The following is a 21,058-nucleotide window of genomic DNA, read 5'->3' as shown; positions in this document are numbered from 1 at the left end:
ACCTCGTGACCAAGCCGTCGCCCGCCAGCATTAGCCCAGCTAACCGGGTGCCGGCCGCAGCGGAACCCATCGCCCGCGGGGTCATCGAGTTTCTCGGGGGAAGGATGGGCACCCACGCACGCGTGGGCCGGGCGCGGTGGTGGACGCCCCTGCGCGTCATCATCGCGGTGGGCTGGAGCTTTCTCGCCCTCGGATTCCTAAGCAAAGCCAATTGCGCAGGGGGCCGCCGTGGCGAGGACGGTGCCATCCTGCTCAACTGGGACGGAAACCGCAACTACACCTCCTTTTGCTACAGCGATATCATCCCGCTCTACGGCGGGCGCGGCATGGATCAAGGCGGCTTCCCTTATGCCTTTTCCTGGCAAGAGGGTGATGTCACCCGCTACATGGAGTACCCCGTTTTAGCCGGGCTCTTCCAAGGTCTGATGGGCTGGATTTCTCGCGCGACCTATCCCGTGGCGGAGCTTTTCGCCATTCCCGCCGCCGGTTGGTACTTCGCGGTGACCGCCGCGGTGCTTTCCTGCATCTGGGTCGGCGTCCTGGCCATGGTCTACCGTCTCACCGGGAACAGGGCCTGGGACACCATCTTGGTTGCCGCGAGCCCCTTGGTCATCATCCACGCCTTCACCAACTGGGATATTCCCTCCATTGCTCTCGCGGTTGCCGGCTTGCTTGCCGCCTCGCGCGGCCGCTACGTGTGGGCGGGCGCACTCCTGGGTCTAGGCACGGCCTTCAAGCTCTGGCCACTGTTCTTGCTCGGCGCCTTCTTCGTCGTGGCCTGGCGCAATCGGCGCTGGGTGGAGTTTATAAAGATGGCCTTGAGCTGTGCCTTCACCTGGCTTGCTGTCAACCTGCCGGTGGCGCTGGCTTATCCCGCAGCGTGGCGCGAGTTCTATCGCCTCAACGAAACCCGCGGTGCGGAGTGGACCACCATCTACGCCATCCTGAGCCGGAACCTGGGGGTGGAGCTTCCTCCCAGCGTTCTCAATGCAGTGGGCATTGTCCTTTTCCTTGCGGTATGTGCCGCCATTGCCGCCTTCGGCATCCTCGTGCCACGCCAGCCGCGCGTAGCGGAGCTGGCCTATCTCATCGTCGCCGGCTTTCTCCTGGTCAACAAGGTATGGTCCCCGCAATACTCGCTGTGGCTGGTCATTCCGGCGGTCTTGGCACTGCCCAGGTGGCGCCTCCTGTTGAGCTGGATGCTTGTCGACGCCGCGGTGTGGCCAATACTCATGTGGCATATGCTGGGCGCCGGAAACAACGGGGTTCCGCACGAGCTGTTGGACTTGGCAGTCCTTGGCCGCGACGGCCTCATCATTGCCATCGCTGTCTGCATCATCCGGCAGATGCTGGGGCTAAGTTCAGATAAGGTGGCCGCGGCTCATCGTGGCGCCGATCCTCTCTTAGAAAGAAAGTTTCAACGATGCTAACCACCATCATCGGAATCGTCTCCATCACGCTTGGCTTCTTCTGCGTGCTGGCGGCCTATTATCGCTTCCAGCAACACGGTGATAAGAAGTCGGCTCTCGTGTTGGGGATAGCGGCCCTGATCTTCCTCACGGTGATTCCCGTCGCCGCCGCCATCTTTTTCGCCGCGACCTCGAACACTTAGATTTCTTTTCGCCCCTCACGTGCGCTATTGTGGAAAAGTTGCTTGACGCAACGTACCCTCCTGCCATGTCCGCAAAGGTGATGTGGCCGAAAACAATTACTAGACCATAGGAGGTGATGAGGTCCGTGCGTCACTACGAAGTCATGATCATTCTGGATCCTAACCAGGATGAACGCACCGTAACCCCGTCCCTAGACAAGTTCCTCGAAGGTGTTCGCAAAGAAGGCGGCAAAGTCGAAAACGTCGATGTGTGGAGCAAGCGTCGTCTTGCCTACCCGATCGATAAGAAGGAAGAGGGCATCTACGCCGTCGTTAACCTTGAGTGCGAGTCCGCTTCTGTTCTCGAGCTCGATCGCCGTTTGAACCTGAACGACACCATCCTGCGTACCAAGGTTCTGCGCACCGACAGCAAATAGCGGATACTGGGTTCAACAGAAACCACGTAACCGATAAGGAGTAAAAAGACATGGCACAGGGAGATACCAATATCACGGTGGTCGGCAACGTTGTCGCCGACCCAGAGCTCCGTTTCACCCCGGCGGGTGCAGCGGTGGCCAACTTCCGCGTAGCTTCGACCCCTCGTTTCTTTAACAAGCAGACGAATCAGTGGGAAGACGGCGAGGCCATGTTCTTGACCTGCAATGTGTGGCGTACTGCGGCAGAAAACGTCGCAGAGACCCTAACCAAGGGCATGCGCGTCATCGTGACTGGTCGCCTTAAGCAGCGCTCTTTCCAGAGCCGTGAGGGAGAAAACCGCACCGTATTCGAGATTGACGTCGATGAGGTCGGTCCTTCCCTGCGTTATGCTTCCGCCCAGGTAAACCGCAACCCTCGTGAGGGTGGTGGAAACTATGGCGGTGGCCAGCAGCCGCAGCAAGGTGGCAATAACTACGGTGGCGGCAACCAAGGTGGGTTTGGTGGAAACCAGTCCGCCCCGCAGCAGTCTGCTCCTTCGAATGATCCGTGGAACTCCGCACCGCCTGCCGGCGGCTTCGGAGGCGCTGATTCTGAACCCCCGTTCTAAATCTGTCACGCATTTATTATTCACTGAATAACTAACTCAATTGAAAGGCAGGGATCATGAAGCTGATCCTCACCGCTGCCGTTGAGAACCTCGGCGCCCCAGGCGAAGTCGTTGAGGTCAAGGACGGCTACGGACGTAACTACCTGCTTCCTCGTGGTTTGGCTATCGTAGCCACCCGCGGCGCAGAAAAGCAGATCGAGGGCATCAAGCGTGCTCAGGAGTCTCGCGCAATCCGCGACCTCGACCACGCTCGTGAGGTCCGCAACCAGCTCGAACAGCTCGAAGGCGTTACCGTGGAGGTCAAGACCTCTGAGAAGGGTAAGCTCTTCGGTTCTGTCTCGGCACACGATATCGTCGATGCAGTCGAAAAGGCCGGAGGCCCCAAGCTCGACAAGCGCGTCGTAGATCTTCCGAAGGGCCTGGTCAAGAAGACCGGCAATTACCAAGTTGAGCTTAAGCTGCACGCTGACGTTCTCGGCAAGGTGAACTTCTCGGTCGCAGCTGCCAAGTAAGGCATAACGCGACGGTCATATAGACCCATAGACAACAGCACTGCTTTAGGGTCCAGGACTCCCAGCCATGTGAGGTGGCTGAGGGCTTGGACCCTAAAGCTCGTTTTACCCAGCCTGAAGCTGTGGATAAAGTCGTCCCCGAGCTCTGTGAGTGCTTCTCTCCCCCTTCGTGGCCGCTTAAGCGCTTCTGCTGAGGATTATTAGTAGTAGTTCTGCCCGGGTGAAAGGATCTCTTAAGTCGACTTCACAGATCTCTGCGATAAGTTCAATTCTTGAGCGGATGGTATGGCGGTGTACTCGGGTGGCACTGGCTGTAGCACTTAAGGATCCCGCTGCGCGCAAATAAGCTTCGAGCGTCGCTACTAGTTCCGTGTCATGGACAGTATCGTGCTCGATGAGGCGGTCTATGGTTTGTCTGGACCGTGCATCGAGGGCCTTGCGCACTGGGGCTTGGGCGATCCAGTTTGTTCCGACGTATTGCGGTCCGATAAGCGTGCCCAACTCAAGGGTGCGAGCCGCGACCGTGAGATCTTCTACTATCTTCAGGTTCAAGGTGCTCCAGTGCATTGGAGCACCAACCGCGATGCGTAAAGATTTGGCGTTCGGGCCGAAGAACTCTCGAATTTCCGCCGGGGTTCGTGTTCCTCGGAATAACAGCAGTGTCGATGCCGAACCAACCTCGAGGCTAAAGAGATATCGGTTTGCTGCGGCCAATTCTGCATCGAAGTGAGTCAAGGCCCTATTCAGGAAGTGTTCGCTAGCGCCGCACACAACCGCAGCGCGCACGCGCCCAGTGGTATCTGCGGCAGATTCGAACACCCGCGCCAGAATCTCGCTGCTGGAGTTTTCTCCTAATAGCGTCGCCAACGCTAGGGTGTGGAGTTCGCTTCGAGCTTTGCGCAGGGAAGCCGGACGCTGGACGAGGATATCGGCTAAGCCCGCACAATGTTTGACAATGCTTCGGTCATAGGAATTGAATTGGCGGGCAGCCAAGATGACAAGTAGATGAAACCGGTCTCCATGGGCGTCTAAGCGGTGAATCAGATAATTGGAGTCTTCGTAGTTTCCTGCACTGCTGGTTGTCTTTTTGGTGGCTAGGCAGCATTTGGCAACCTTGAGGGCCTGCGGAGCCATTATTCCATGGGAGCTAATTAACCTACCATCGCTATCGACGATGCACAGCGAAGCCTGCAATTGGGAGCTTGCTTGCTGGATGAGTTTGCGAACGCCTAGCCCTCCGGCGACGTTAAGCTCCTCTTGCGCGGCGAGTAAGGATTCTTGCTGGAGACGTGCCAGTCGTACCCGTTCGTCCTGCACCTTTTTTGTAAGGGAGATGAACGGAGTGGGTAAGGGGACCTCGAATAGCGTTAGGCCCTTGCTCTGGGCTGCACGGATCAGCTCAGGGGGGACGTGATCAAAACGCAGCCCAGTACCGAACCCAATTCCAACCGCGCCTTTGTTGGCAAGAATCTCGGCGTAGCCGGAGAAGAGCTCAGGTTCGTCGGCGAATCCTAAGCCGGTGAGTAGGATGATTGCCCCTTCATCGATGTACTCTCCAGGGTCTGGAAGTTCGATGCTTTGGATAGACCAGAACCAAGGCTGACCTGTGACGATGAGCCGAAGCCCTAGCCGCTCATCGGAGAGTAACCAGCTGAGCGATAGTCGTTGTTGGGAGACAGGGAGGGAGACTTCCAAGTTTTTAGATACCTTCATGGGTCACCTGCCAGACATGTACAAACATTTTCTATAAGTCTACCGGTATTGTCATATCGGTACCCCTATAGGTGCGTGCATACTGCTTGATGTAGCACGAGATGACACATCAAGAAAGGAACTCTCTATGCACGATCTAAAATACCGTCTCCCGCAAAAACGCCAGTTGAAGACTTCGATACCGGGGCCGGCTAGTGTCTCACTAGCCCAGCGGCGCGACGGCAGTGTCGCACGGGCGGCGACACCGGGGCTGCCGGCCTATATCGTGGAAGGCGATGGCGGGATTCTGGTGGACGCCGACGGTAACTCAATCATCGATTTCGCCTCAGGGATTGCTGTGACATCGGTAGGTGCCTCTAATGCAGCAGTGGTCGAGGCCGTCCGCGAATCGGTAGGTCATCTAACCCACACGTGCTTCTTGTCTGCGCCATATGAATCATACGTGGCGGTAACTGAGAAGCTTGCCGATATAACGCCCGGCGACCACGATAAACGCTCTCTGCTTCTAAGCACAGGAGCAGAGGCAGTGGAAAACGCGGTGAAGATTGCCCGCAACTACACCGGACGCAGCGGCGTTGTGGTCTTCGACCGTGCCTTTCACGGACGTACCAACCTCACCTTGGCGATGACCGCGAAGAGCGTTCCTTATAAGACTGGCTTCGGCCCGTTTAGTGAAGACGTCTACCGAGCCCCGATGTCCTATCCGCTGCGCGATGGGCTAGATGGAGTCACAGCTGCGGAGCGCACCATATCTCACATCGAACGGGAAGTAGGAGCTGAGAACCTAGCGTGCATAGTCATCGAACCGATTCAGGGAGAAGGCGGCTTTGTAGTGCCGGCACAAGGTTTTATTCCGACGCTATTTAATTGGTGTAAAGACAATTCTGTGGTCTTCATCGCTGATGAGATTCAAGCAGGAATGTGCCGTACCGGCCAGTGGTTCGCGATCGAGCGAGAAGGCGTCGTTCCGGATTTGATGACCATGGCCAAGGGCATCGCCGGTGGGCTACCTTTGTCTGCGGTTACTGGGCGGGCTGAGATTATGGATGCCCCAATAGCGGGTGCACTCGGTGGAACCTATGGCGGGAACCCTATTGCATGTGCGGCTGCCCTAGCAGCGATCTCTCAAATGGAAGAGCTTGATTTGGCTGGTCGGGCGCGCCAGATTGAAGGCATCATTCGCGAGGAGCTGGCACTGTTGACCCAGTATCAACAAGTGGCAGAGCTTCGGGGTAGCGGGGCCATGATGGCGGTGGAGCTGGTTAATTCCGACGGTCTCCCTGACGCGATGACAACCAAGAAGGTTGCCGCCGTCTGCCAGCGGGCAGGTGTGCTGGTACTGGTCTGCGGACTAGATGGCAATGTCATTCGCCTTTTGCCACCTCTGGTTATCAGCGAGGACATATTGCGCGATGGTCTGCGAGTCCTGGCCCAAGCGTTGCAGGATGAGTTCGACACGCAGCCCGCCGCAGCCTATGCGGGCGAGCCCGCAGGAAAGAGGTAAAGAACCATGCCTGATTATCGGACCTATTTTTCCTCCGACTTTCCAACTGGCTTGTGGATGGGGACAAACGCCCAGGAATCCTCCACACGGAGCACTTTTGAGGTACAAGACCCAGCTACTGGATCAATCATCGCCAATGTCGCGGATGCCAGCGTCGAAGACGCTCAGCGCGCCCTCGACTTGGCTGTGGCAGCCCAGGAAAGCTGGAGAGTGACTTCGCCACGGGATAGGGCCGCAGTCTTGCATGCTGTTTCTGAGGCGCTGGCTGAGCGTAGTGAAGAATTCGCGCGCACCATTACTTTGGAAATGGGAAAGCCATTAGAGCAAGCTCACGCAGAAGTGGCGAACGCTTGCGAGTATTTTTCCTGGTTTGCTGAAGAAGCGGTGCGTATCCCCGGACGCTTTGCTTATAGCCCTAGTGGCGAATCCCAATTTAAAGTCTCCCGCTTGGCGGTCGGACCCGTCTTGGCGATAACCCCCTGGAATTTCCCCTTGGCCATGTCAGCTCGCAAGATTGCGCCCGCGCTCGCTGCCGGCTGTCCAGTCATTGCGAAGCCAGCCCCTGATACGCCGCTGACCTTACTTCTACTAGGTGAAGTACTGGCCAAAGTGTTTCCGGAACACGGGGTGACAGACGGTTTGGTATCCATCCTCCCGACCAGCGACGCGCAGGCGCTGGCGAGGACATTGATGTCAGATCCCCGCCTGCGCAAGATTACATTTACTGGTTCTACCCCAGTGGGGCGGCAGCTTGTACGCCAAGCTGCTGAAAACCTGCAGCGTACCTCGATGGAACTCGGTGGAAATGCACCATTTGTGGTTGCAGAAGATGCAGATATTGACCTCGCGGTCGCTTCGGCTTTACAAGCTAAGCTGCGAAATTGTGGGCAGGTATGTGTTGCCGCGAACCGGTTTTTGGTAGATTCCAGCATTGCTGAAGAATTCGTCGACAAGCTCCTAGTAGGCCTCCGTGCCGTTCGCCTTGGCAATGGTCTGGATCCGGAGACAACTGTGGGGCCGTTGGTCAGTGTTGCCCAGCGCAATAGGGTGGCCGACCTCGTCTCCGAGGCGATTGCCGATGGCAGCATCTTAAGGTGCGGAGGGCACTGTCCTGAAGGCCCAGGAGCATTCTATCCGCCCACAGTGCTAGTCGATGTCCCGGCTACCTCGAGAATCATCCGCGAAGAGATCTTCGGTCCGGTATTTACCGTTACTACCTTTGACGGCATTGAAGAAGGCGTTGCTGTTGCCAACTCCACCGAATTCGGCCTGGCAAGTTATGGATTTAGCAATAGCGTGTCTACTGCGCGCTACCTAGCTGAGCACCTGGAGGCCGGAATGGTGGGAATCAATCGAGCAGCTGTCTCCGAAACAACAGCGCCCTTCGGCGGCATCAAGCAATCAGGCTTCGGCCGCGAAGGAGGTATCGAAGGCATCGAAGAATACCTCGACATCCGTTACGTGCTGTCTTAAGTATCTCCCTAGACCTCCAAAGGACTTTTAATATGACGAAGAAAGATGCTTCACCTTCTCACACAAACATCCGGACACAAGCATCCAAGCAAGCACTACGCTCGCGGCATGTCACAATGATCACGCTCGGTGGAATCATCGGCGCCAGCCTATTTGTTGGCTCGGGAAACATGATTCGCAATGCGGGTCCGGCCGCTGTGGTTTCCTATGCTCTAGGCGGTGTCTTAGTTTTCCTCGCGATGCGAATGCTGGGTGAAATGGCGGCTGCACGGCCGGCGATCGGCTCATTTATGGAGTATGCCCGCGAAGGCCTTGGCGACTGGGCCGCATACCTGGTGGGCTGGTTGTATTGGTACTTTTGGGTAGGGGTCTTGGCCTACGAGGCGATCCTCGGCGGCGAAACACTGCATGAATGGTTGCCAATAATTCCCTCCATAGGCTGGTCGATGCTTCTCATTGCGTTCTTCGTCGGAATCAACCTCTTTTCGGTGCGATTCTTCGGCGAAGTCGAGTTTTGGCTCGCAAGCATCAAAGTCGCAGCCATCGTGGTATTCCTCGGCGGCGGTACCCTCTATGCCCTAGGTCTATGGCCTGACTCAGAGTTTTCCCTATCCAATTTGTGGGCGCATGGGGGCTTCGCCCCCAACGGGCTAGGCGTAGCTTTTAGCGGTGTAGCCATTGTTATTTTTTCCTATTTCGGCACCGAAATCGCGGTTATGGCATCCGCAGAATCGGAAGACCCGGCGACGGGGGTACGTCGCGCCACATCCACCGTAATCTGGCGTATCCTACTATTCTTTGTCGGATCTATTGTGGTGATCTGTGCAGTGGTTCCTTGGAACGAGCTCCCAGAACCGACTAGCGTGGCAACCGCCCCCTTCACTTACGTATTCGCTCTGCTGGGGATGCCTGGGGCGTCAGCGATCATGCAGATGGTTATCTTTACTGCGGTAGTCTCGGTTTTGAATTCTGGGCTCTATTCCGCATCGAGGATGCTAGCCTCGCTCGGTGATCAAGGTTTAGCTCCGCAAATAGTTGCCCGTCGTTCTAAGAGCAACGTGCCGGTATACGCGCTGCTCGCCTCCATTAGCGGTGCCATTATTGCCACCATTGCAAATTACGTCGCCCCCCAATCAGGAGTATTCGACTTCATTATGAACTCGGCCGGCCTGGTCGCATTATTCGTCTATGTATTCATCGCGCTGACTCAGATGCGGATGCGGCAAAAGATGAGCCCTGAGCAAGTCGCCGGCCTAAAGTTGAAGGTGTGGTTGCATCCGTGGCTCAATATCCTCCTGATCGCCGGAGTCGCTGCCATACTCCTGGTTATGCTGGCTTCAGAAAGCGGACGCACACAGGCCTGGACTAGCCTGATAGCCACCGCCGTACTAGTAGTGTTTTGGCCGCTGGTGCGAAAGAGTCTGGCACGAAAACGGGCAACGGCTCAAGAGGAAACACCGAATGAGAGTGCCATGTTGGTGAGATGAAAAACCTCAGTTGAACCCAAAGGCGGAGGATTGTCGGTGCGGTGGCTACACTGAACGTATTTGGGTGGGGGAGATACATCGCTTTCGCTAGGAAGAAGGGACCATAGTCATGACGAACGCCAGTTTCGATGACTCGGAGGCAGTCCTGCCGGAGTCTGCTTCCGCGCAGGCGCGCCCGCGTCGCAATCACCAGGCAGAGCCCAAACCCTATGGCGAGTTCCGCCAGCCGCCCTCAGACCGTGAGGCCGAGCAGGGTGTGCTGGGGGCGATGCTACTGAGCCCGAATACGGTGATGGAGGTCATCGAGGAGCTCGAGCCGGAGGACTTCTACTATCCTGCACACGCGCTCATCTACAAGGCGATGTTGGACCTTTATGCCTCCGGAACCGACATCGATGCGGTCATCGTGGCCTCGCGCCTCGATCGCTTCAACAATCTTGAGAGAGTAGGCGGGGCGCCCTATCTCCACACGCTATTGGCCACGGTGCCCACGGCAGCGAATGCCCGCTATTACGCGGAGATTGTCGCGGAGAAGGCAGTCCTGCGCCGGCTCGTGGATGCGGGAACGCGCGTGGTACAGCTGGGTTTTGAGGGCGCCGAGGATGCGGAGATCGAATCCGTATTAGACCGCGCCCAGCAGGAGGTATTCGCCGTCGCCCAGCGTAAGACCGCCGAGGACTATCAGATCCTGGGTGATCTCATCGATCCCACCATTGATCAGCTCGCTGCCTTGCAACAGACCGGTGGCATCGAATCCGGCGTGCCCACGGGCTTTATTGACCTAGACAAACTCACCAATGGCCTGCACGCCGGGCAGATGGTCATCGTGGCCGCCCGTCCTGGTGTGGGTAAGTCCACGCTGGCGCTGGACTTCATGCGTTCCTGTTCGCTGGCGCACGGCAAGGCCTCGGCGATCTTTTCGCTGGAAATGTCGGCCTCGGAGATAGTCATGCGCCTGCTCTCTGCGGAGTCCGAGGTCAAGCTCGCGGATATGCGCGGCGGCCGGGTATCCACGGAGGACTGGGCCAAGATCGATGACACGCTCAACCGCATCCAGGATGCGCCCCTCTACATCGATGATTCGCCGAACCTGACGATGATGGAGATTCGTTCCAAGGCCCGCCGCCTGAAACAGCAGCACGGTCTGGACCTCGTCGTGCTCGACTACCTGCAGCTGATGTCCTCGGGTAAGAAAGTGGAATCCAGGCAGCAGGAGGTCTCGGAGTTCTCGCGTCAGCTGAAGTTGTTGGCCAAGGAGCTAGAGGTTCCACTCATCGCGATTTCGCAGCTCAACCGTGGACCGGAATCCCGCACCGATAAGAAGCCGCAGTTGGCTGACCTGCGTGAGTCCGGCTCGCTTGAGCAGGACGCGGACATGGTTATGCTGCTCTACCGCCCAGACTCTCAAGACCGTGACAACGAGCGTGCGGGCGAGGCCGATATCATCCTAGCCAAGCACCGCGGCGGCCCTATCGACACCGTGCAGGTGGCCCACCAGCTGCACTACTCCAAGTTCGTCAACATGGCCCACGGATAGTTCTTTGACCTGGTCGGGATCCCCCAGCCTGGGGCCGAGGATGACTAACACGGCGAACACGGCCGCGGCGCCAAGGCTAAGCCACTGCCATATACGTTGCCAGCGCGGGCCTGCCCAACGGGCCAGAACTGCGCCTAGCAGCGCGCCTAAGGTGTTGAAGAGGAGATCATCTATGTCGCTGCGGCCCAACGCTAAGGCGTATTGGGTGGCCTCGAGCACGGCGCTGAGCGCAAAGCCCGCCGCGACGGTCTTGCGTACGGATTGGGTGAGCCCAAAAACGAGCAGCCCGAAGGGGAGAAAGAATGCGGTGTTACCCGCGTACTCAAATAGCGGGGCGAACCAACTGCCGCTAGAGAACTCATCGAGGGGAACAAGCTCGAGCTGGCGCACGCGCTGCTTTTCTGGCACCCATAGGTAGCCAATGCGATAGAAGGGTTTCAGGGTGGTCAGCGCGATCATCACCGCAATCCACGCTACCAGTGCGCCCCTAGCTAGCAAGGGCCTTGTCCTTTTGCTCTGGAAGCGCGAAGGCTGCCAGTGCCGCGATGAGGAAGGAGAGCGCGAAGAGACCGAAGAGCCAGCCTATGCCGAAAGAGGCGAAGATGAGCGGCACGATAAGCGGCGCGATGATGGAGGCAATCCGCCCAAAGCCGGCCGCCGCGCCCGTACCGGACCCGCGCAAGGAGGTGGGGTAGAGCTCCGGCCCGATGGCGTAGAGGGCGCCCCACGCGCCGAGGTTGAAGAAGGAGAGCAGGCAGCCGGCGGCGATGATGGTGGCGTCGGAGGAGGCAAAGCCGTAGCAGCCGGCGGCCACCGCGGAACCAATCAAGAACACCGCGAGCGTAATACGCCTGCCCCAGACCTCAATGAGCCAGGCCGCCGCCGCGTATCCCGGCAGCTGCGCGAGCGTGATGATGAGCGTGAAGGTAAAGGATTTCACCAGGGAAAAGCCATCCGCCACCAGCAGCGAGGGGATCCAGATGAAGGCGCCATAGTAGGAGAGATTCACGCAGAACCAGATCACCCACAGGGCCGCAGTACGCCCGCGCACGGCCTTGCTCCAGATGGAGCGGGCGGAGATATCCTCTGGCGGTACCGGTGGCAGATCGTCATACTTGTCGACGCCCTCCTCAAAGGACCGCACCACCGCCTCGGCCTCGGCATCCTTGCCGCGGCTTTCTAGGAAACGTACCGATTCCGGCAGTTTGGAGCGCACGTAGACGGAGTAGAAGGCCGGGACCATGCCTATCGCCAGCGCCCAGCGCCAGCCATTTTCCCCGGCGCTGACGACGAAGGTGCCGATCAGAGCGGCTAGCAGCCAGCCCAGTGCCCAGAAGGCCTCCAGAATCACTACGAGGCGGCCACGTACCCGCCGTGGGGCAAATTCAGAGATGAGAGTGGAGGCCACTGGTAGCTCCGCACCGAGGCCGAGGCCGACGATAAAGCGCAAGACGATGAGTGCGACGAGCCCTGTGGCCAAACCGGAGGCACCCGTGGCGAGGCCGTAGACAAGGAGGGTGATGGCAAAGACGTGGCGGCGGCCGAACTTATCAGCCAGCAGCCCGCCGAAGGTGGCGCCGATGGCCATGCCGACGAAACCTGCCGAGGCAATCCATGAGGTTTGTTGGGCACCCAAATCCCAATGCACCGCGAGGGCGGCGATGATGAAGGAGACGAGTCCCACATCCATGGCATCAAGGGCCCAGCCAAGGCCGGAGCCGACGAGGAGTTTCTTGTGTTTTGCGGTTACGGGCAGCCGGTCGAGGCGTTCACTGCGAGAGAGCATGCCCTATACCGTAGCCCGAAGCACCCCCACAAGGGGAGGGGTTTGGGCACAATAAACCGCGACTTGTGCTAACTGCGCGGGCGGAAGCCGCGCAGCCGCAGTGAGTTGCTCACCACGAATACCGAACTTAGCGCCATGGCCAGCCCGGCAAAAAGCGGATTGAGCAGCCCAATGGCGGCCACGGGGATGAGGACAACGTTGTAGGCAAAGGCCCAGAATAGATTTCCCTTGATGGTGCGCAGGGTGCGGCGCGAGAGGCGAATGGCGTCGCCAGCCGAGCGCAGATCGTTATTCATCAGCGTGATGTCGGAGGCTTCGATGGCTACGTCGGTGCCCGCGCCCATGGCTAGGCCGAGGTCGGCCTGCGCGAGCGCGGCGGCGTCATTAATGCCATCTCCTACCATCGCAACGTTCCTGCCCAAGGCCTGCAGGTGCTTGATGAAGTCGACCTTATCCTGCGGCAGCACACCCGCCGCGACTTGTGAGGCATCAATTCCCACCGCGCTGGCCACGGCCTGGGCGGCGCCGGCGTTATCCCCGGTGAGAAGGTAAGGATCGAGGCCCAACTCGCGCAGCTGGGCAACCGCGTCCGCGGAGGTGTCTTTGACCCTATCGCGGACATCGATAATGCCGGTGAGCTTGTCATCGATGTAGACGGCAACGGCGGTGCCACCTGCAGCTTCGGTGGCGGAGAAGGCCTGCTGGAAACCATCCAGCGTGCCTTCAGCACGTCCCACCCGCACGCGCTGGCCGTTGACCGTGGCCTCGACGCCTGTGCCTGCCTGGGAAGTGAAGTCCTGTGCGGCGTGGCCTGGCCGGGCGGCCTCGGGGCAGGCGGCGACGATCGCCTTGGCGATGGGATGCTCTGATCCTGCCTCCACCGCAGCTGCGGCCTCAAGGACTGGGCCATGCACGGCGGCCACGGACATCGTCCCTTCGGTGACGGTTCCCGTTTTATCCATGACGATGGTGTCTACCCTCTTGGTAGATTCGAGGATCTCCGGGCCCTTGATGAGCAGCCCCAGCTGGGCGCCGCGCCCGGTACCCACCAGGATGGCGGTGGGGGTGGCTAGCCCCATGGCACAGGGGCAAGCGATGATGAGTACCGCCACCGCCGCCACGAAAGCCGGTGCGAGACCGCCGAAGAAGAGGTGAACCACAAGCGTCAAAGCAGAAACCGCAATGACGATGGGCACGAAGACCTGCGCGATGCGGTCTACCAGTTTCTGCACCGGTGCCTTGCCGGACTGGGCCGCGGTGACGAGCTTGGCTATATGGGCCAAGGTGGTATCTGATCCGACCTGGGTAGCCCGGACCTCAAGGCGGCCTGAAGTATTGAGCGTGGCGCCGGTGACCTTGTCGCCCTCCTTGACCTCGACGGGCACGGATTCGCCCGTGAGCATGGATTCATCCACGGCGGAGGCACCGGCCAGCACGATTCCGTCCGTGGCAATCTTTTCCCCCGGCCGCACCACAAAGACATCCCCGACCTGGAGCTGCGATATGGGGACGCGGACTTCTGAGCCCCCGCGCAGCAGTGAGGCATCCTTGGCCCCTAGGTCGAGCAGGGAGCGCAGAGCCGCGGAGGATTGACCCTTGGCCTTGAGTTCAAACCACCGCCCTAGCAGCAGGAAAGTGATGATCATGCCCACGGACTCGAGATAAATATGATCCATGTGGGCGTCATTGGAGGCAAAGCTCATGTGCATCTTCATGCCCGGCATGCCCGCATGCCCGAAGAACAGTGCGTAGAGCGACCAAAAGTAGGCCGCCGAGGTGCCCATGGTGATGAGCGTGTCCATGGTGAAAGCGCCGTGGCGCAAGTTTGCCCACGTGGCCTTGTGGAAGGGTGCACCGCCAAAGACGAAGACGATGGTGGCCAGAATCGTTGCGGCCCACTGCCAGTTCATAAACTGCCAGGCCGGGATCATGGAGACGGCCATGACGGGCACAGATAGGAGAGCTGAGACCACGGTGCGCCTGCCTAAGTCGCGGGACTCGGCGGTGCGTGCAGCGTCCACCTTTTCGGCGGCGGAGGGCTCGGCGTCCACCTCCGCGTTATGCTCCGTGGCTGTGTTATCTGCGACGGGGAAGGCATCATAGCCGGCGCCGCGCACGACCTCGACTAGGGAGTCTGGGTTGGTGGCGGCGGGGTCATAGTCCACGGAAGCTGATTCCGTTGCGTAGTTGACCGAGGCCTTGACACCATCAACCTTGTTGAGCTTGCGCTCGATGCGTGATGAGCAGGAAGCGCAGGTCATCCCCGTGACTCCGAGATCAAGATGGACAAGATTGCTCATGGGGCTTGCTCCTTTTAGATGTTGTACGGTGCCGGCCATTTCCAGGCTGTTGCTCGGAGTTATTGCTCGAGCGTGTAACCGGCCTCGGCGACGGCGGCGGCGACCTGCTGATCGCTGAAGCCCTCACCGTCCACGGTGACGGCACCGGTGTTGTGGTCTGCGGTGACTGCGGTGACCCCGGGGATCTCGCCGACTTCTTCCTTGACCGACATCTCGCAATGCCCGCAGGTCATTCCTTTGACTGTGTAGTTCTTGAGTGACATCTTCTTCTCTTTCTCTTCCATATTGCTTCACTTGTGATTCTCGTTTGCAAGATCCGATCCTATACCCCATAGGGGTATCCGACAAGGGTGGGAAAGGATTAAAAACGAATCCTGTACCGTTGACTAGACAGAAGAAGAAAACGAAGAAAGAGAATTAAGGAGCACATAACATGGCAACCGTTGACATCACTGAACAGACCTTTGAGAAGACCGTCACCGCCGAGGGCATTACCTTGGTCGATGCGTGGGCAGATTGGTGCGGGCCCTGCAAGCGCTTCGCGCCGGTCTACGAGCAGGCCTCCGAGAACCACCCGGATGCCACCTTTGCCAAGCTCGATACCGAGGCCAACCAGGGCATTGCGGCCGCGCTTGAGATCCAGTCCATTCCTACCCTGATGATCTTCCGCGACGGAATCTTGGTGTTCCGCGAGGCCGGCGCACTGCCGCCCGCAGCGCTCGAGGATCTCATTGGGCAGGTCAAGGGCCTGGATATGGAAGAGGTGCGCCGCCAGGTCGCCGAGCAAAACTCTGAGTCCTAGCAGTCCTAGGGCTCACAAGCTCTAAGTTCTGCCCCGCCAGTTCCGCGAAAGTGCACGGCGCTTTCTAGCGAGTCCCGCTAAACTCGCTAGAAAGCGTCTTTCTTTACTTTCAAGGAGTGTTATTCATGGCAAACCCATTCAGCAAGGGTTGGAAGTACATGATGAGTTCTTTCGATCAGAAGATCGATGAGAACGCTGATCCCAAGGTCCAAATTCAACAGGCAGTAGAAGGCGCCAAGAAGCAGCATCAGCAGATCTCTGAGCATGCCGCAGAGATCATTGGCCGCAAGTCCCAGCTGGAGATGCAGATTAACCGCCTGCTCAAGTCGCAGCAGGATTATCAGGCCCAGACCCAGCGCGCGCTCGAGCTGGCAGATAAGGCAGAGGACCCCCAGAAGGCCACCGAGTACAACCAAGCTGCCGAGGTAGTGGCCTCCCAGCTAGTAGCGGTAGAGCAGGAGCTCGAGGGTCTCAAGACCCAGCACGCTGCCGCCCAACACGCCGCGGAGCAAGCCAAGCGTCAGCAGCAGGAGTCGGAGGCGCGCCTGAAAGAGCAGCTGACTGAGGTGGATCAGCTCCTCGCGCAGGCTGATCAGGCATCCATGCAGGAGCAAAGCGCCAAGGCCATGGACTCCCTCAACGAGCTAAAGCCGGATGAGTCCACGCCGACCTTGGACGCGGTGCGCGCGAAGATTGAAAAGCGCTATACGGACGCGCTAGGCGCCCAGGAGCTGCACGAGGCCACCGGCGGGGACCGTATTCATGAGATCGCCGCCGCCGGCAATGACTTCAAGGCCAGCGCTCGCCTCGATGCCATCCGTGCGGAGATGGCAAAGAAGAAAGAGATCGAGCCTGGCTCCGAGGAGGCCTCCAAAGAGTCTTAGGGCTAAGAAGCCCCGGGGTAGTAGGTCCCCGGGTAGTAAGCCCTAGAGTTCGCGGTGGACGTTAATCAGCACGCCGCGGATTCCGGAGTGGAATCCATCGCGCAGATTAACGCGCTGGGATTCCGTCAGCGTGTATTCGTGCAGTGTTTCGCAGGCAAATTGCAGCAGCGGGCGATCGATCTCCGGGGGGAGTCCGCCGCCAGAAAGCATGTGCGCTTGATCGCGTTGCTCGGCGTTTGCTGCGTTTTCAAACCACCACGAGGCGTACTGCTGCCCCACGTCGAAGGGCGATTGAAAGCCCGCCGAGGACCACACTTCCTCCGGCAGCGGCACGTACTTTGACCTTAGCTTGCGGCGGGGCGCCATCATGGAGGGCTTCGGCGCGGCAGACTTTTCCTCGCCGGGGCCTTCTTCGGTGCTGGTTGATTCTTCGGCAGGATCCGCAGCTTCAGACTCGAGGGGGAATCCAGTCCCATCTGGCTGCGCATCAGTTCGGCCTGCCGCGAGATCTGCAGGGCTCGGCACCGGCGCAGCGCTAGGCTCGCTAACTGCGCCGCTGATTTCTGCCTCAACCTCGATCTGCGCCTCCACGCGGGCCTCGGCTTCGGTCTCCGCCGCGAAAGCCGCCTCTACCTCGGAAGCTTCTTCCGAATCGGTCTCAGAGACAGGTTCCTGGGAGGCAATGTGTTCCGGCACGATGGGAGGTACGGGACCTTCCAGAACCTGTAGCTCCATACAGTCGGCGAAGTCCTCCCGCGGATCCAAAATCGTGGTGGTGTCGCAGGCGTGGCGCAGCGCTGAGGACATGGAATCCCAGCCGAAACCGTAGAGGTGAACGCGCACGCCATTATCGACGGCCTCTTCAACCCCCGGAATCATATCCGCGTCCCCGGAAACGAGGACGAAATCGGTGACCTGCGCCCGCATCGCGGAGACCACCATGTCGGCGACGAGGCGGGTATCTACTGCCTTCTGGGCGCGGCGCTCGCCCCATTCAATGAGCTGACCGGTGCGCAGCTGTACGCCGTTGCACGTCCGCAGCGCACGTTGATAGCGGTGTGGCCCGCTATCGGGGATGCCGTCATACCAATACTGACGGTGGACACTGTTGTCGAGTTGATTGACAATCATGTTGTCCAAGGTGGCTACGACCTCGGGCAGGTCAATTTCTAATTGTGCTCGGGCTCCTGTCTCCCATGAGTTATAAAAGCTGGCTAGTAAATAAGAGGTGTCAACAAAGACAATTGTGCGCTCAAGTATGGCTCCTAAGTTCCGTTCCTAATTGTTCTAAGTAATTTTTTACATCTCCAGTGTGCCTCATTAGTCACAAAACTTCGATCTCCTTGCGAAAACACGCTGCTCAGAGCCAGAGAGAAACCTCTCTTGACCATTGCGGAACCCCTGGGCATGTTATACGGTTGGTTACGCAACTAACTAACCTGCGCAATGCAGAATTCAGCAAAGGAAGGCCAGGGGCGTGGATAGCTCAGCACAGCCGCTCTTTCGGCAGATTGCCTCCCTCATCGAAGACGCCATCGTCGATGGGTCTTTAGCAGAGGGGGCGCAAGCGCCCTCCACGAATGAATTGGCTGCCTTCCACAGCATCAATCCGGCTACCGCCCGCAAGGGCCTGGCACTGCTGGCCAGCCAAGGCATCCTTGAAAAGCGTCGTGGCATCGGAATGTTTGTTGCCACAAAGGCCCGCGAGCTTATCCGGCAGCGTCGGCGGCAGGACTTCGCGGCGGAATATCTCGCCCCCTTGGTCGATGAGGCCGTCCGCCTGAATTACTCCAAACCCCAGCTCCACGAGCTACTAGAACGCGTAGCGGAAAGCAGAGGACTCTACTCATGATTATGACCCCCCACTTCTCCTTCGCTCACAGCCTCACCCATGGCCTCGTGGGCCCCAATGGGCGTGGTAAAACCACCCTGCTGCGCCAGATTGCTGGGCAGATCCCCGCCCCTGATATCCGCGTGGACGGCGATCTTCCCTTTGATAATCAGGACGTCCTAGACCGCGTGGTACTCATGGGAATTGACAATCCCCTGCCGGAAGGCTGGAACGTCAAGAAGATCTTCGCTGTCGGCAAAACGCGCTGGCCGCAATGGAACCAAGACCGTGCCGATGAGTTGGTGACAAAGTTTGCTCTACCCCAGGGGAACTACTCCGGGCTTTCACGTGGCCAAAAGTCTGCGGTGGGCTTCATCTTCGCCGTGGCCTCTGGGGCGACGATCATGCTTCTCGACGAACCCTATCTCGGCCTCGATCCCCAGCGCCGCGAGGTATTTTATGAGGTTCTCCGCGAAGAGCACGGCCGTACCATCATCGTCTCAGTGCATCATCTCAACGAGGTGGCAGGGCTGCTCGATACGGTCAGTCTCCTTGATTCGACGCCGATCACAGGCCCAGTGGATGACTTCGTGGAGTCAATAGTGGAGCTGTCAGGGCCAGCTGAAAAGCTGGACAGGGCACTCGGGCGCCTAAAGGTTCCCGTCTTAAGCCGCGAGTCCACGCAGCTGGGAACTCGCGCGGTGGTCGATGCGCGTCCCAACCTCGCCGATAGCGTCTTTGATCAGGCAGTCCAATTGGGACTGCGGGCCCAGGAAGTCACCCTCGAGAAGGCGATTCTGGCACTGGGGGACAAAGAATGAGACTCTTTTGGCAGCTCCACTCTCCCCTTATCGAAGGGGGTGTGCTCGTATTCTTAGCTCTCTTACCGGAACTAGTCGCGGACAAGTCCACACTGTGGGGTTTAGTATCCGCATTCCTTGCAGCCAGCCTCATCGCCGGAAATCGCAATGGCTTTGCGCAGTACCGTGCGATCAGCCTGAGCAGCACGGTGTGGAATCGCGACCAGAAGATCATTGCTTGCCTGCGCTTTCTGGCCTTCGGCGCCTCAGCTGCCTTGCACTCGCAGTGGTGGCCCTTGGCTATTGCTGCAGTGGGGCTAATCATCCGCCTTGTTATTAGTCCCCGTCCGCAAAGGACAACGCTCTCCGAGTTGCTGGTCGGAAGCGCCGGGGACAGCAGTCTCGGGCGATTTTCTCCACGGCCGCTAGCCCAGGCTGTCTATCGACCGCAGCTTAAAATGTGGGCCTGGACCTGGGTGGCATACTGTCTGGTTACCGCAGGGGCCGCACTGACAGGTGCGTCGCGGGCGGAACAGGTGCTAATAGCTTTCGTGGTGACTGCGCCTTGGGTTTTAGTCTTCGGCTTTGGAACTATGCGCGACTCTTTGCGTGAATACGTCATACTCGGCGGCACGCGTGCAGCGTGGGCGCAAGCGACGATCCTAAATAGCGCAGTGGGGATAATCGTTGCATTGTTGGCGAGTGCGCTATTCGCCCTAGCGAACAATGACCTAGGCATGTCGCTGATTGCGTTCGCCCTGTTGCTTCCCTGCGCGGTTACTCTTCTTGAGTTCATGCGTTGGCGCAACGTGTATGTAGTCATTCTCTTCCTTGTAGGAGCCGGTCTAGTTACCTGGTCCTGGATAGTCGGAACGCTGGCAGCGTGGATCGCCGTCGCAGGGCTGGTCGTGCTCTATGGGTGCTGGGCCTTGCTGCTGCCCCTCTACATCCGCCAGGCAGATGCCTTTGGCAAAGGAATTGCTGGCTGGATGGGCCTGATGAAATAGCGCCTTTAAAACCCTGCAGAAAGCTGCGAAAACAGGGTCAGAACAAGTGCATCCAAAACATCGTATGACGTGCGGATTTGTAATTGTTCGGCGTGCTGTGTAACTTTATGTGAGTCAGAGCGACCGACAGCGCCCCACAGAATCACTTGATTCTGGCTGAAGCGGCGAGAAGAAAACGGCCCTGAACACAATAATTTTACTCATAACGAGTACCTAGTCTTTGGACTTGGGTATGAGTTGTGTAGCGATGATGTTTGAGAACTCAATAGTGTGCCAATGTACTTTTTATTTTGTATTTTTTTCACTTCTTTTGGTGGTTGGTGATTGTGCCAGCTGGGCTTTTGTTGGTTTGGTTGGTTGGTGTGTGCCGGATGGGGCCTTTTTTGGGGCGTCATTGTAAATAGTTAAATGTTTTTCGGCTATGCATTTTTTATCATTGTCCATTTTTGGTTGTGGTTTTTGTTTTAGTTGATTTTTTTAGATGGCCAGTTGGCTCCCTTTTTTCTTCTGCTGCTTTGGTGGTGGTTGTTGGGGGGTTGTTGGTTTGTCTTTTTTGTTAGGTTTGGGCTTTTCATGGCCTTTTTGTGGAGAGTTTGATCCTGGCTCAGGACGAACGCTGGCGGCGTGCTTAACACATGCAAGTCGAACGGAAAGGCCCCTAGCTTGCTGGGGGTACTCGAGTGGCGAACGGGTGAGTAACACGTGGGTGATCTGCCCTGCACTTCGGGATAAGCTTGGGAAACTGGGTCTAATACCGGATATGAACGGTCTTTGGTGTGATTGTTG

Annotated in this window: 20 protein-coding genes and 1 rRNA gene; 15 read left to right on the top strand and 6 right to left on the bottom strand. The window is 58.4% G+C overall.

The window, feature by feature from the left end; translation table 11 throughout:
* Nucleotides 1-5 precede the first annotated feature (5 nt).
* The 5 genes from F4V60_RS11800 (at nucleotide 6) to rplI (ending at nucleotide 3,148) form a co-directional block, all read left to right on the top strand.
* The gene (locus F4V60_RS11800; protein ID WP_232315935.1) at nucleotides 6-1,430 is read left to right on the top strand and encodes a glycosyltransferase family 87 protein; all 1,425 of its coding nucleotides are present in this window, start codon (nucleotides 6-8) and stop codon (nucleotides 1,428-1,430) included.
* Nucleotides 1,424-1,612, top strand: a complete 189-nt coding sequence (locus tag F4V60_RS11795; RefSeq protein ID WP_075730756.1) for a hypothetical protein — start codon at nucleotides 1,424-1,426, stop codon at nucleotides 1,610-1,612. Before F4V60_RS11800 ends, F4V60_RS11795 begins: the two co-directional genes overlap by 7 nt.
* Before the next feature lie 125 nt (nucleotides 1,613-1,737).
* The gene (gene rpsF, locus F4V60_RS11790; protein WP_174775533.1) at nucleotides 1,738-2,028 is read left to right on the top strand and encodes a 30S ribosomal protein S6; all 291 of its coding nucleotides are present in this window, start codon (nucleotides 1,738-1,740) and stop codon (nucleotides 2,026-2,028) included.
* A gap of 50 nt (nucleotides 2,029-2,078) precedes the next feature.
* Nucleotides 2,079-2,636, top strand: a complete 558-nt coding sequence (locus F4V60_RS11785; protein WP_075730754.1) for a single-stranded DNA-binding protein — start codon at nucleotides 2,079-2,081, stop codon at nucleotides 2,634-2,636.
* A 56-nt stretch (nucleotides 2,637-2,692) separates the two neighbouring features.
* Nucleotides 2,693-3,148, top strand: a complete 456-nt coding sequence (rplI, locus tag F4V60_RS11780; RefSeq protein ID WP_075730753.1) for a 50S ribosomal protein L9 — start codon at nucleotides 2,693-2,695, stop codon at nucleotides 3,146-3,148.
* A 177-nt stretch (nucleotides 3,149-3,325) separates the two neighbouring features.
* On the opposite strand, the gene F4V60_RS11775 is transcribed toward rplI, so the two are convergent.
* On the bottom strand, nucleotides 3,326-4,861 hold the full coding sequence (locus F4V60_RS11775; protein WP_075730752.1) for a PucR family transcriptional regulator: 1,536 nt from the start codon (nucleotides 4,859-4,861) through the stop codon (nucleotides 3,326-3,328).
* Between the two features lie 127 nt (nucleotides 4,862-4,988).
* Between F4V60_RS11775 and gabT the strand changes: the two genes are divergently transcribed.
* From gabT to dnaB, 4 genes are all read left to right on the top strand, one after another.
* On the top strand, nucleotides 4,989-6,365 hold the full coding sequence (gene gabT / locus F4V60_RS11770; protein WP_075730751.1) for a 4-aminobutyrate--2-oxoglutarate transaminase: 1,377 nt from the start codon (nucleotides 4,989-4,991) through the stop codon (nucleotides 6,363-6,365).
* Between the two features lie 6 nt (nucleotides 6,366-6,371).
* A complete protein-coding gene (locus F4V60_RS11765) occupies nucleotides 6,372-7,838 on the top strand; it encodes an NAD-dependent succinate-semialdehyde dehydrogenase (protein ID WP_075730750.1) in 1,467 nt (488 codons plus the stop codon).
* A gap of 32 nt (nucleotides 7,839-7,870) precedes the next feature.
* Nucleotides 7,871-9,325, top strand: a complete 1,455-nt coding sequence (locus F4V60_RS11760; RefSeq protein WP_075730749.1) for an amino acid permease — start codon at nucleotides 7,871-7,873, stop codon at nucleotides 9,323-9,325.
* A 109-nt stretch (nucleotides 9,326-9,434) separates the two neighbouring features.
* Nucleotides 9,435-10,862: a replicative DNA helicase gene (dnaB, locus tag F4V60_RS11755; protein WP_075730748.1), complete on the top strand. Its 1,428-nt coding sequence runs from the start codon at nucleotides 9,435-9,437 to the stop codon at nucleotides 10,860-10,862.
* Here the strand turns inward: dnaB and F4V60_RS11750 are convergent.
* From F4V60_RS11750 to F4V60_RS11735, 4 genes are all read right to left on the bottom strand, one after another.
* Nucleotides 10,773-11,360 (bottom strand): VanZ family protein, encoded by a 588-nt coding sequence (locus F4V60_RS11750; RefSeq protein WP_084559277.1) that lies wholly within the window; start codon nucleotides 11,358-11,360, stop codon nucleotides 10,773-10,775. The genes dnaB and F4V60_RS11750 overlap by 90 nt on opposite strands.
* Nucleotides 11,350-12,648 (bottom strand): MFS transporter, encoded by a 1,299-nt coding sequence (locus F4V60_RS11745; protein ID WP_075730747.1) that lies wholly within the window; start codon nucleotides 12,646-12,648, stop codon nucleotides 11,350-11,352. Before F4V60_RS11745 ends, F4V60_RS11750 begins: the two co-directional genes overlap by 11 nt.
* A gap of 68 nt (nucleotides 12,649-12,716) precedes the next feature.
* Nucleotides 12,717-14,948, bottom strand: coding sequence for a heavy metal translocating P-type ATPase (locus tag F4V60_RS11740; RefSeq protein WP_141255963.1), 2,232 nt, complete (start codon nucleotides 14,946-14,948; stop codon nucleotides 12,717-12,719).
* Between the two features lie 59 nt (nucleotides 14,949-15,007).
* Nucleotides 15,008-15,211, bottom strand: a complete 204-nt coding sequence (locus F4V60_RS11735; protein WP_075731363.1) for a heavy-metal-associated domain-containing protein — start codon at nucleotides 15,209-15,211, stop codon at nucleotides 15,008-15,010.
* Nucleotides 15,212-15,381: 170 nt separating this feature from the next.
* Between F4V60_RS11735 and trxA the strand changes: the two genes are divergently transcribed.
* Together trxA and F4V60_RS11725 are read left to right on the top strand one after the other, a co-directional pair.
* Nucleotides 15,382-15,750, top strand: a complete 369-nt coding sequence (trxA, locus tag F4V60_RS11730) for a thioredoxin (RefSeq protein ID WP_075730745.1) — start codon at nucleotides 15,382-15,384, stop codon at nucleotides 15,748-15,750.
* Between the two features lie 125 nt (nucleotides 15,751-15,875).
* On the top strand, nucleotides 15,876-16,634 hold the full coding sequence (locus F4V60_RS11725; protein ID WP_075730744.1) for a PspA/IM30 family protein: 759 nt from the start codon (nucleotides 15,876-15,878) through the stop codon (nucleotides 16,632-16,634).
* 42 nt (nucleotides 16,635-16,676) lie between these two features.
* Here the strand turns inward: F4V60_RS11725 and F4V60_RS11720 are convergent, their stop codons facing one another.
* The gene (locus F4V60_RS11720) at nucleotides 16,677-17,894 is read right to left on the bottom strand and encodes an NYN domain-containing protein (RefSeq protein ID WP_075730743.1); all 1,218 of its coding nucleotides are present in this window, start codon (nucleotides 17,892-17,894) and stop codon (nucleotides 16,677-16,679) included.
* Nucleotides 17,895-18,111: 217 nt separating this feature from the next.
* On the opposite strand from F4V60_RS11720, the gene F4V60_RS11715 reads away from it, so the two are divergent.
* From F4V60_RS11715 to F4V60_RS11700, 4 genes are all read left to right on the top strand, one after another.
* Complete coding sequence (locus F4V60_RS11715) at nucleotides 18,112-18,486, top strand: GntR family transcriptional regulator (RefSeq protein WP_075730742.1); 375 nt, start codon at nucleotides 18,112-18,114, stop codon at nucleotides 18,484-18,486.
* A complete protein-coding gene (locus F4V60_RS11710) occupies nucleotides 18,483-19,286 on the top strand; it encodes an AAA family ATPase (RefSeq protein WP_075730741.1) in 804 nt (267 codons plus the stop codon). The genes F4V60_RS11715 and F4V60_RS11710 overlap by 4 nt, the downstream gene beginning before the upstream one ends.
* A complete protein-coding gene (locus tag F4V60_RS11705) occupies nucleotides 19,283-20,272 on the top strand; it encodes a hypothetical protein (RefSeq protein WP_075730740.1) in 990 nt (329 codons plus the stop codon). Before F4V60_RS11710 ends, F4V60_RS11705 begins: the two co-directional genes overlap by 4 nt.
* A gap of 581 nt (nucleotides 20,273-20,853) precedes the next feature.
* Nucleotides 20,854-21,058, top strand: a 16S ribosomal RNA gene (locus F4V60_RS11700); the annotation flags it as partial.

Origin of the sequence: Corynebacterium flavescens (genome assembly GCF_008693105.1) — a bacterium.
In the GTDB taxonomy this organism is placed as follows: Bacteria; Actinomycetota; Actinomycetes; order Mycobacteriales; family Mycobacteriaceae; genus Corynebacterium; species Corynebacterium flavescens.
Note: the sequence above shows the minus strand (reverse complement) of the source record. Positions and strands in the feature narration are given on the sequence as shown.

What these genes read in the sequence shown, in the direction of transcription:
- F4V60_RS11725 (WP_075730744.1), top strand. Translation starts at nt 15,876, where the DNA reads ATGGCAAACCCATTCAGCAAGGGTTGGAAGTACATGATGAGTTCTTTC.
- F4V60_RS11765 (WP_075730750.1), top strand. Translation starts at nt 6,372, where the DNA reads ATGCCTGATTATCGGACCTATTTTTCCTCCGACTTTCCAACTGGCTTG.
- F4V60_RS11745 (WP_075730747.1), bottom strand. Translation starts at nt 12,648, where the DNA reads ATGCTCTCTCGCAGTGAACGCCTCGACCGGCTGCCCGTAACCGCAAAA.
- gabT (WP_075730751.1), top strand. Translation starts at nt 4,989, where the DNA reads ATGCACGATCTAAAATACCGTCTCCCGCAAAAACGCCAGTTGAAGACT.
- dnaB (WP_075730748.1), top strand. Translation starts at nt 9,435, where the DNA reads ATGACGAACGCCAGTTTCGATGACTCGGAGGCAGTCCTGCCGGAGTCT.
- rplI (WP_075730753.1), top strand. Translation starts at nt 2,693, where the DNA reads ATGAAGCTGATCCTCACCGCTGCCGTTGAGAACCTCGGCGCCCCAGGC.
- F4V60_RS11795 (WP_075730756.1), top strand. Translation starts at nt 1,424, where the DNA reads ATGCTAACCACCATCATCGGAATCGTCTCCATCACGCTTGGCTTCTTC.
- F4V60_RS11735 (WP_075731363.1), bottom strand. Translation starts at nt 15,211, where the DNA reads ATGTCACTCAAGAACTACACAGTCAAAGGAATGACCTGCGGGCATTGC.
- F4V60_RS11760 (WP_075730749.1), top strand. Translation starts at nt 7,871, where the DNA reads ATGACGAAGAAAGATGCTTCACCTTCTCACACAAACATCCGGACACAA.
- F4V60_RS11775 (WP_075730752.1), bottom strand. Translation starts at nt 4,861, where the DNA reads ATGAAGGTATCTAAAAACTTGGAAGTCTCCCTCCCTGTCTCCCAACAA.
- F4V60_RS11705 (WP_075730740.1), top strand. Translation starts at nt 19,283, where the DNA reads ATGAGACTCTTTTGGCAGCTCCACTCTCCCCTTATCGAAGGGGGTGTG.
- F4V60_RS11710 (WP_075730741.1), top strand. Translation starts at nt 18,483, where the DNA reads ATGATTATGACCCCCCACTTCTCCTTCGCTCACAGCCTCACCCATGGC.
- F4V60_RS11740 (WP_141255963.1), bottom strand. Translation starts at nt 14,948, where the DNA reads ATGAGCAATCTTGTCCATCTTGATCTCGGAGTCACGGGGATGACCTGC.
- F4V60_RS11785 (WP_075730754.1), top strand. Translation starts at nt 2,079, where the DNA reads ATGGCACAGGGAGATACCAATATCACGGTGGTCGGCAACGTTGTCGCC.
- trxA (WP_075730745.1), top strand. Translation starts at nt 15,382, where the DNA reads ATGGCAACCGTTGACATCACTGAACAGACCTTTGAGAAGACCGTCACC.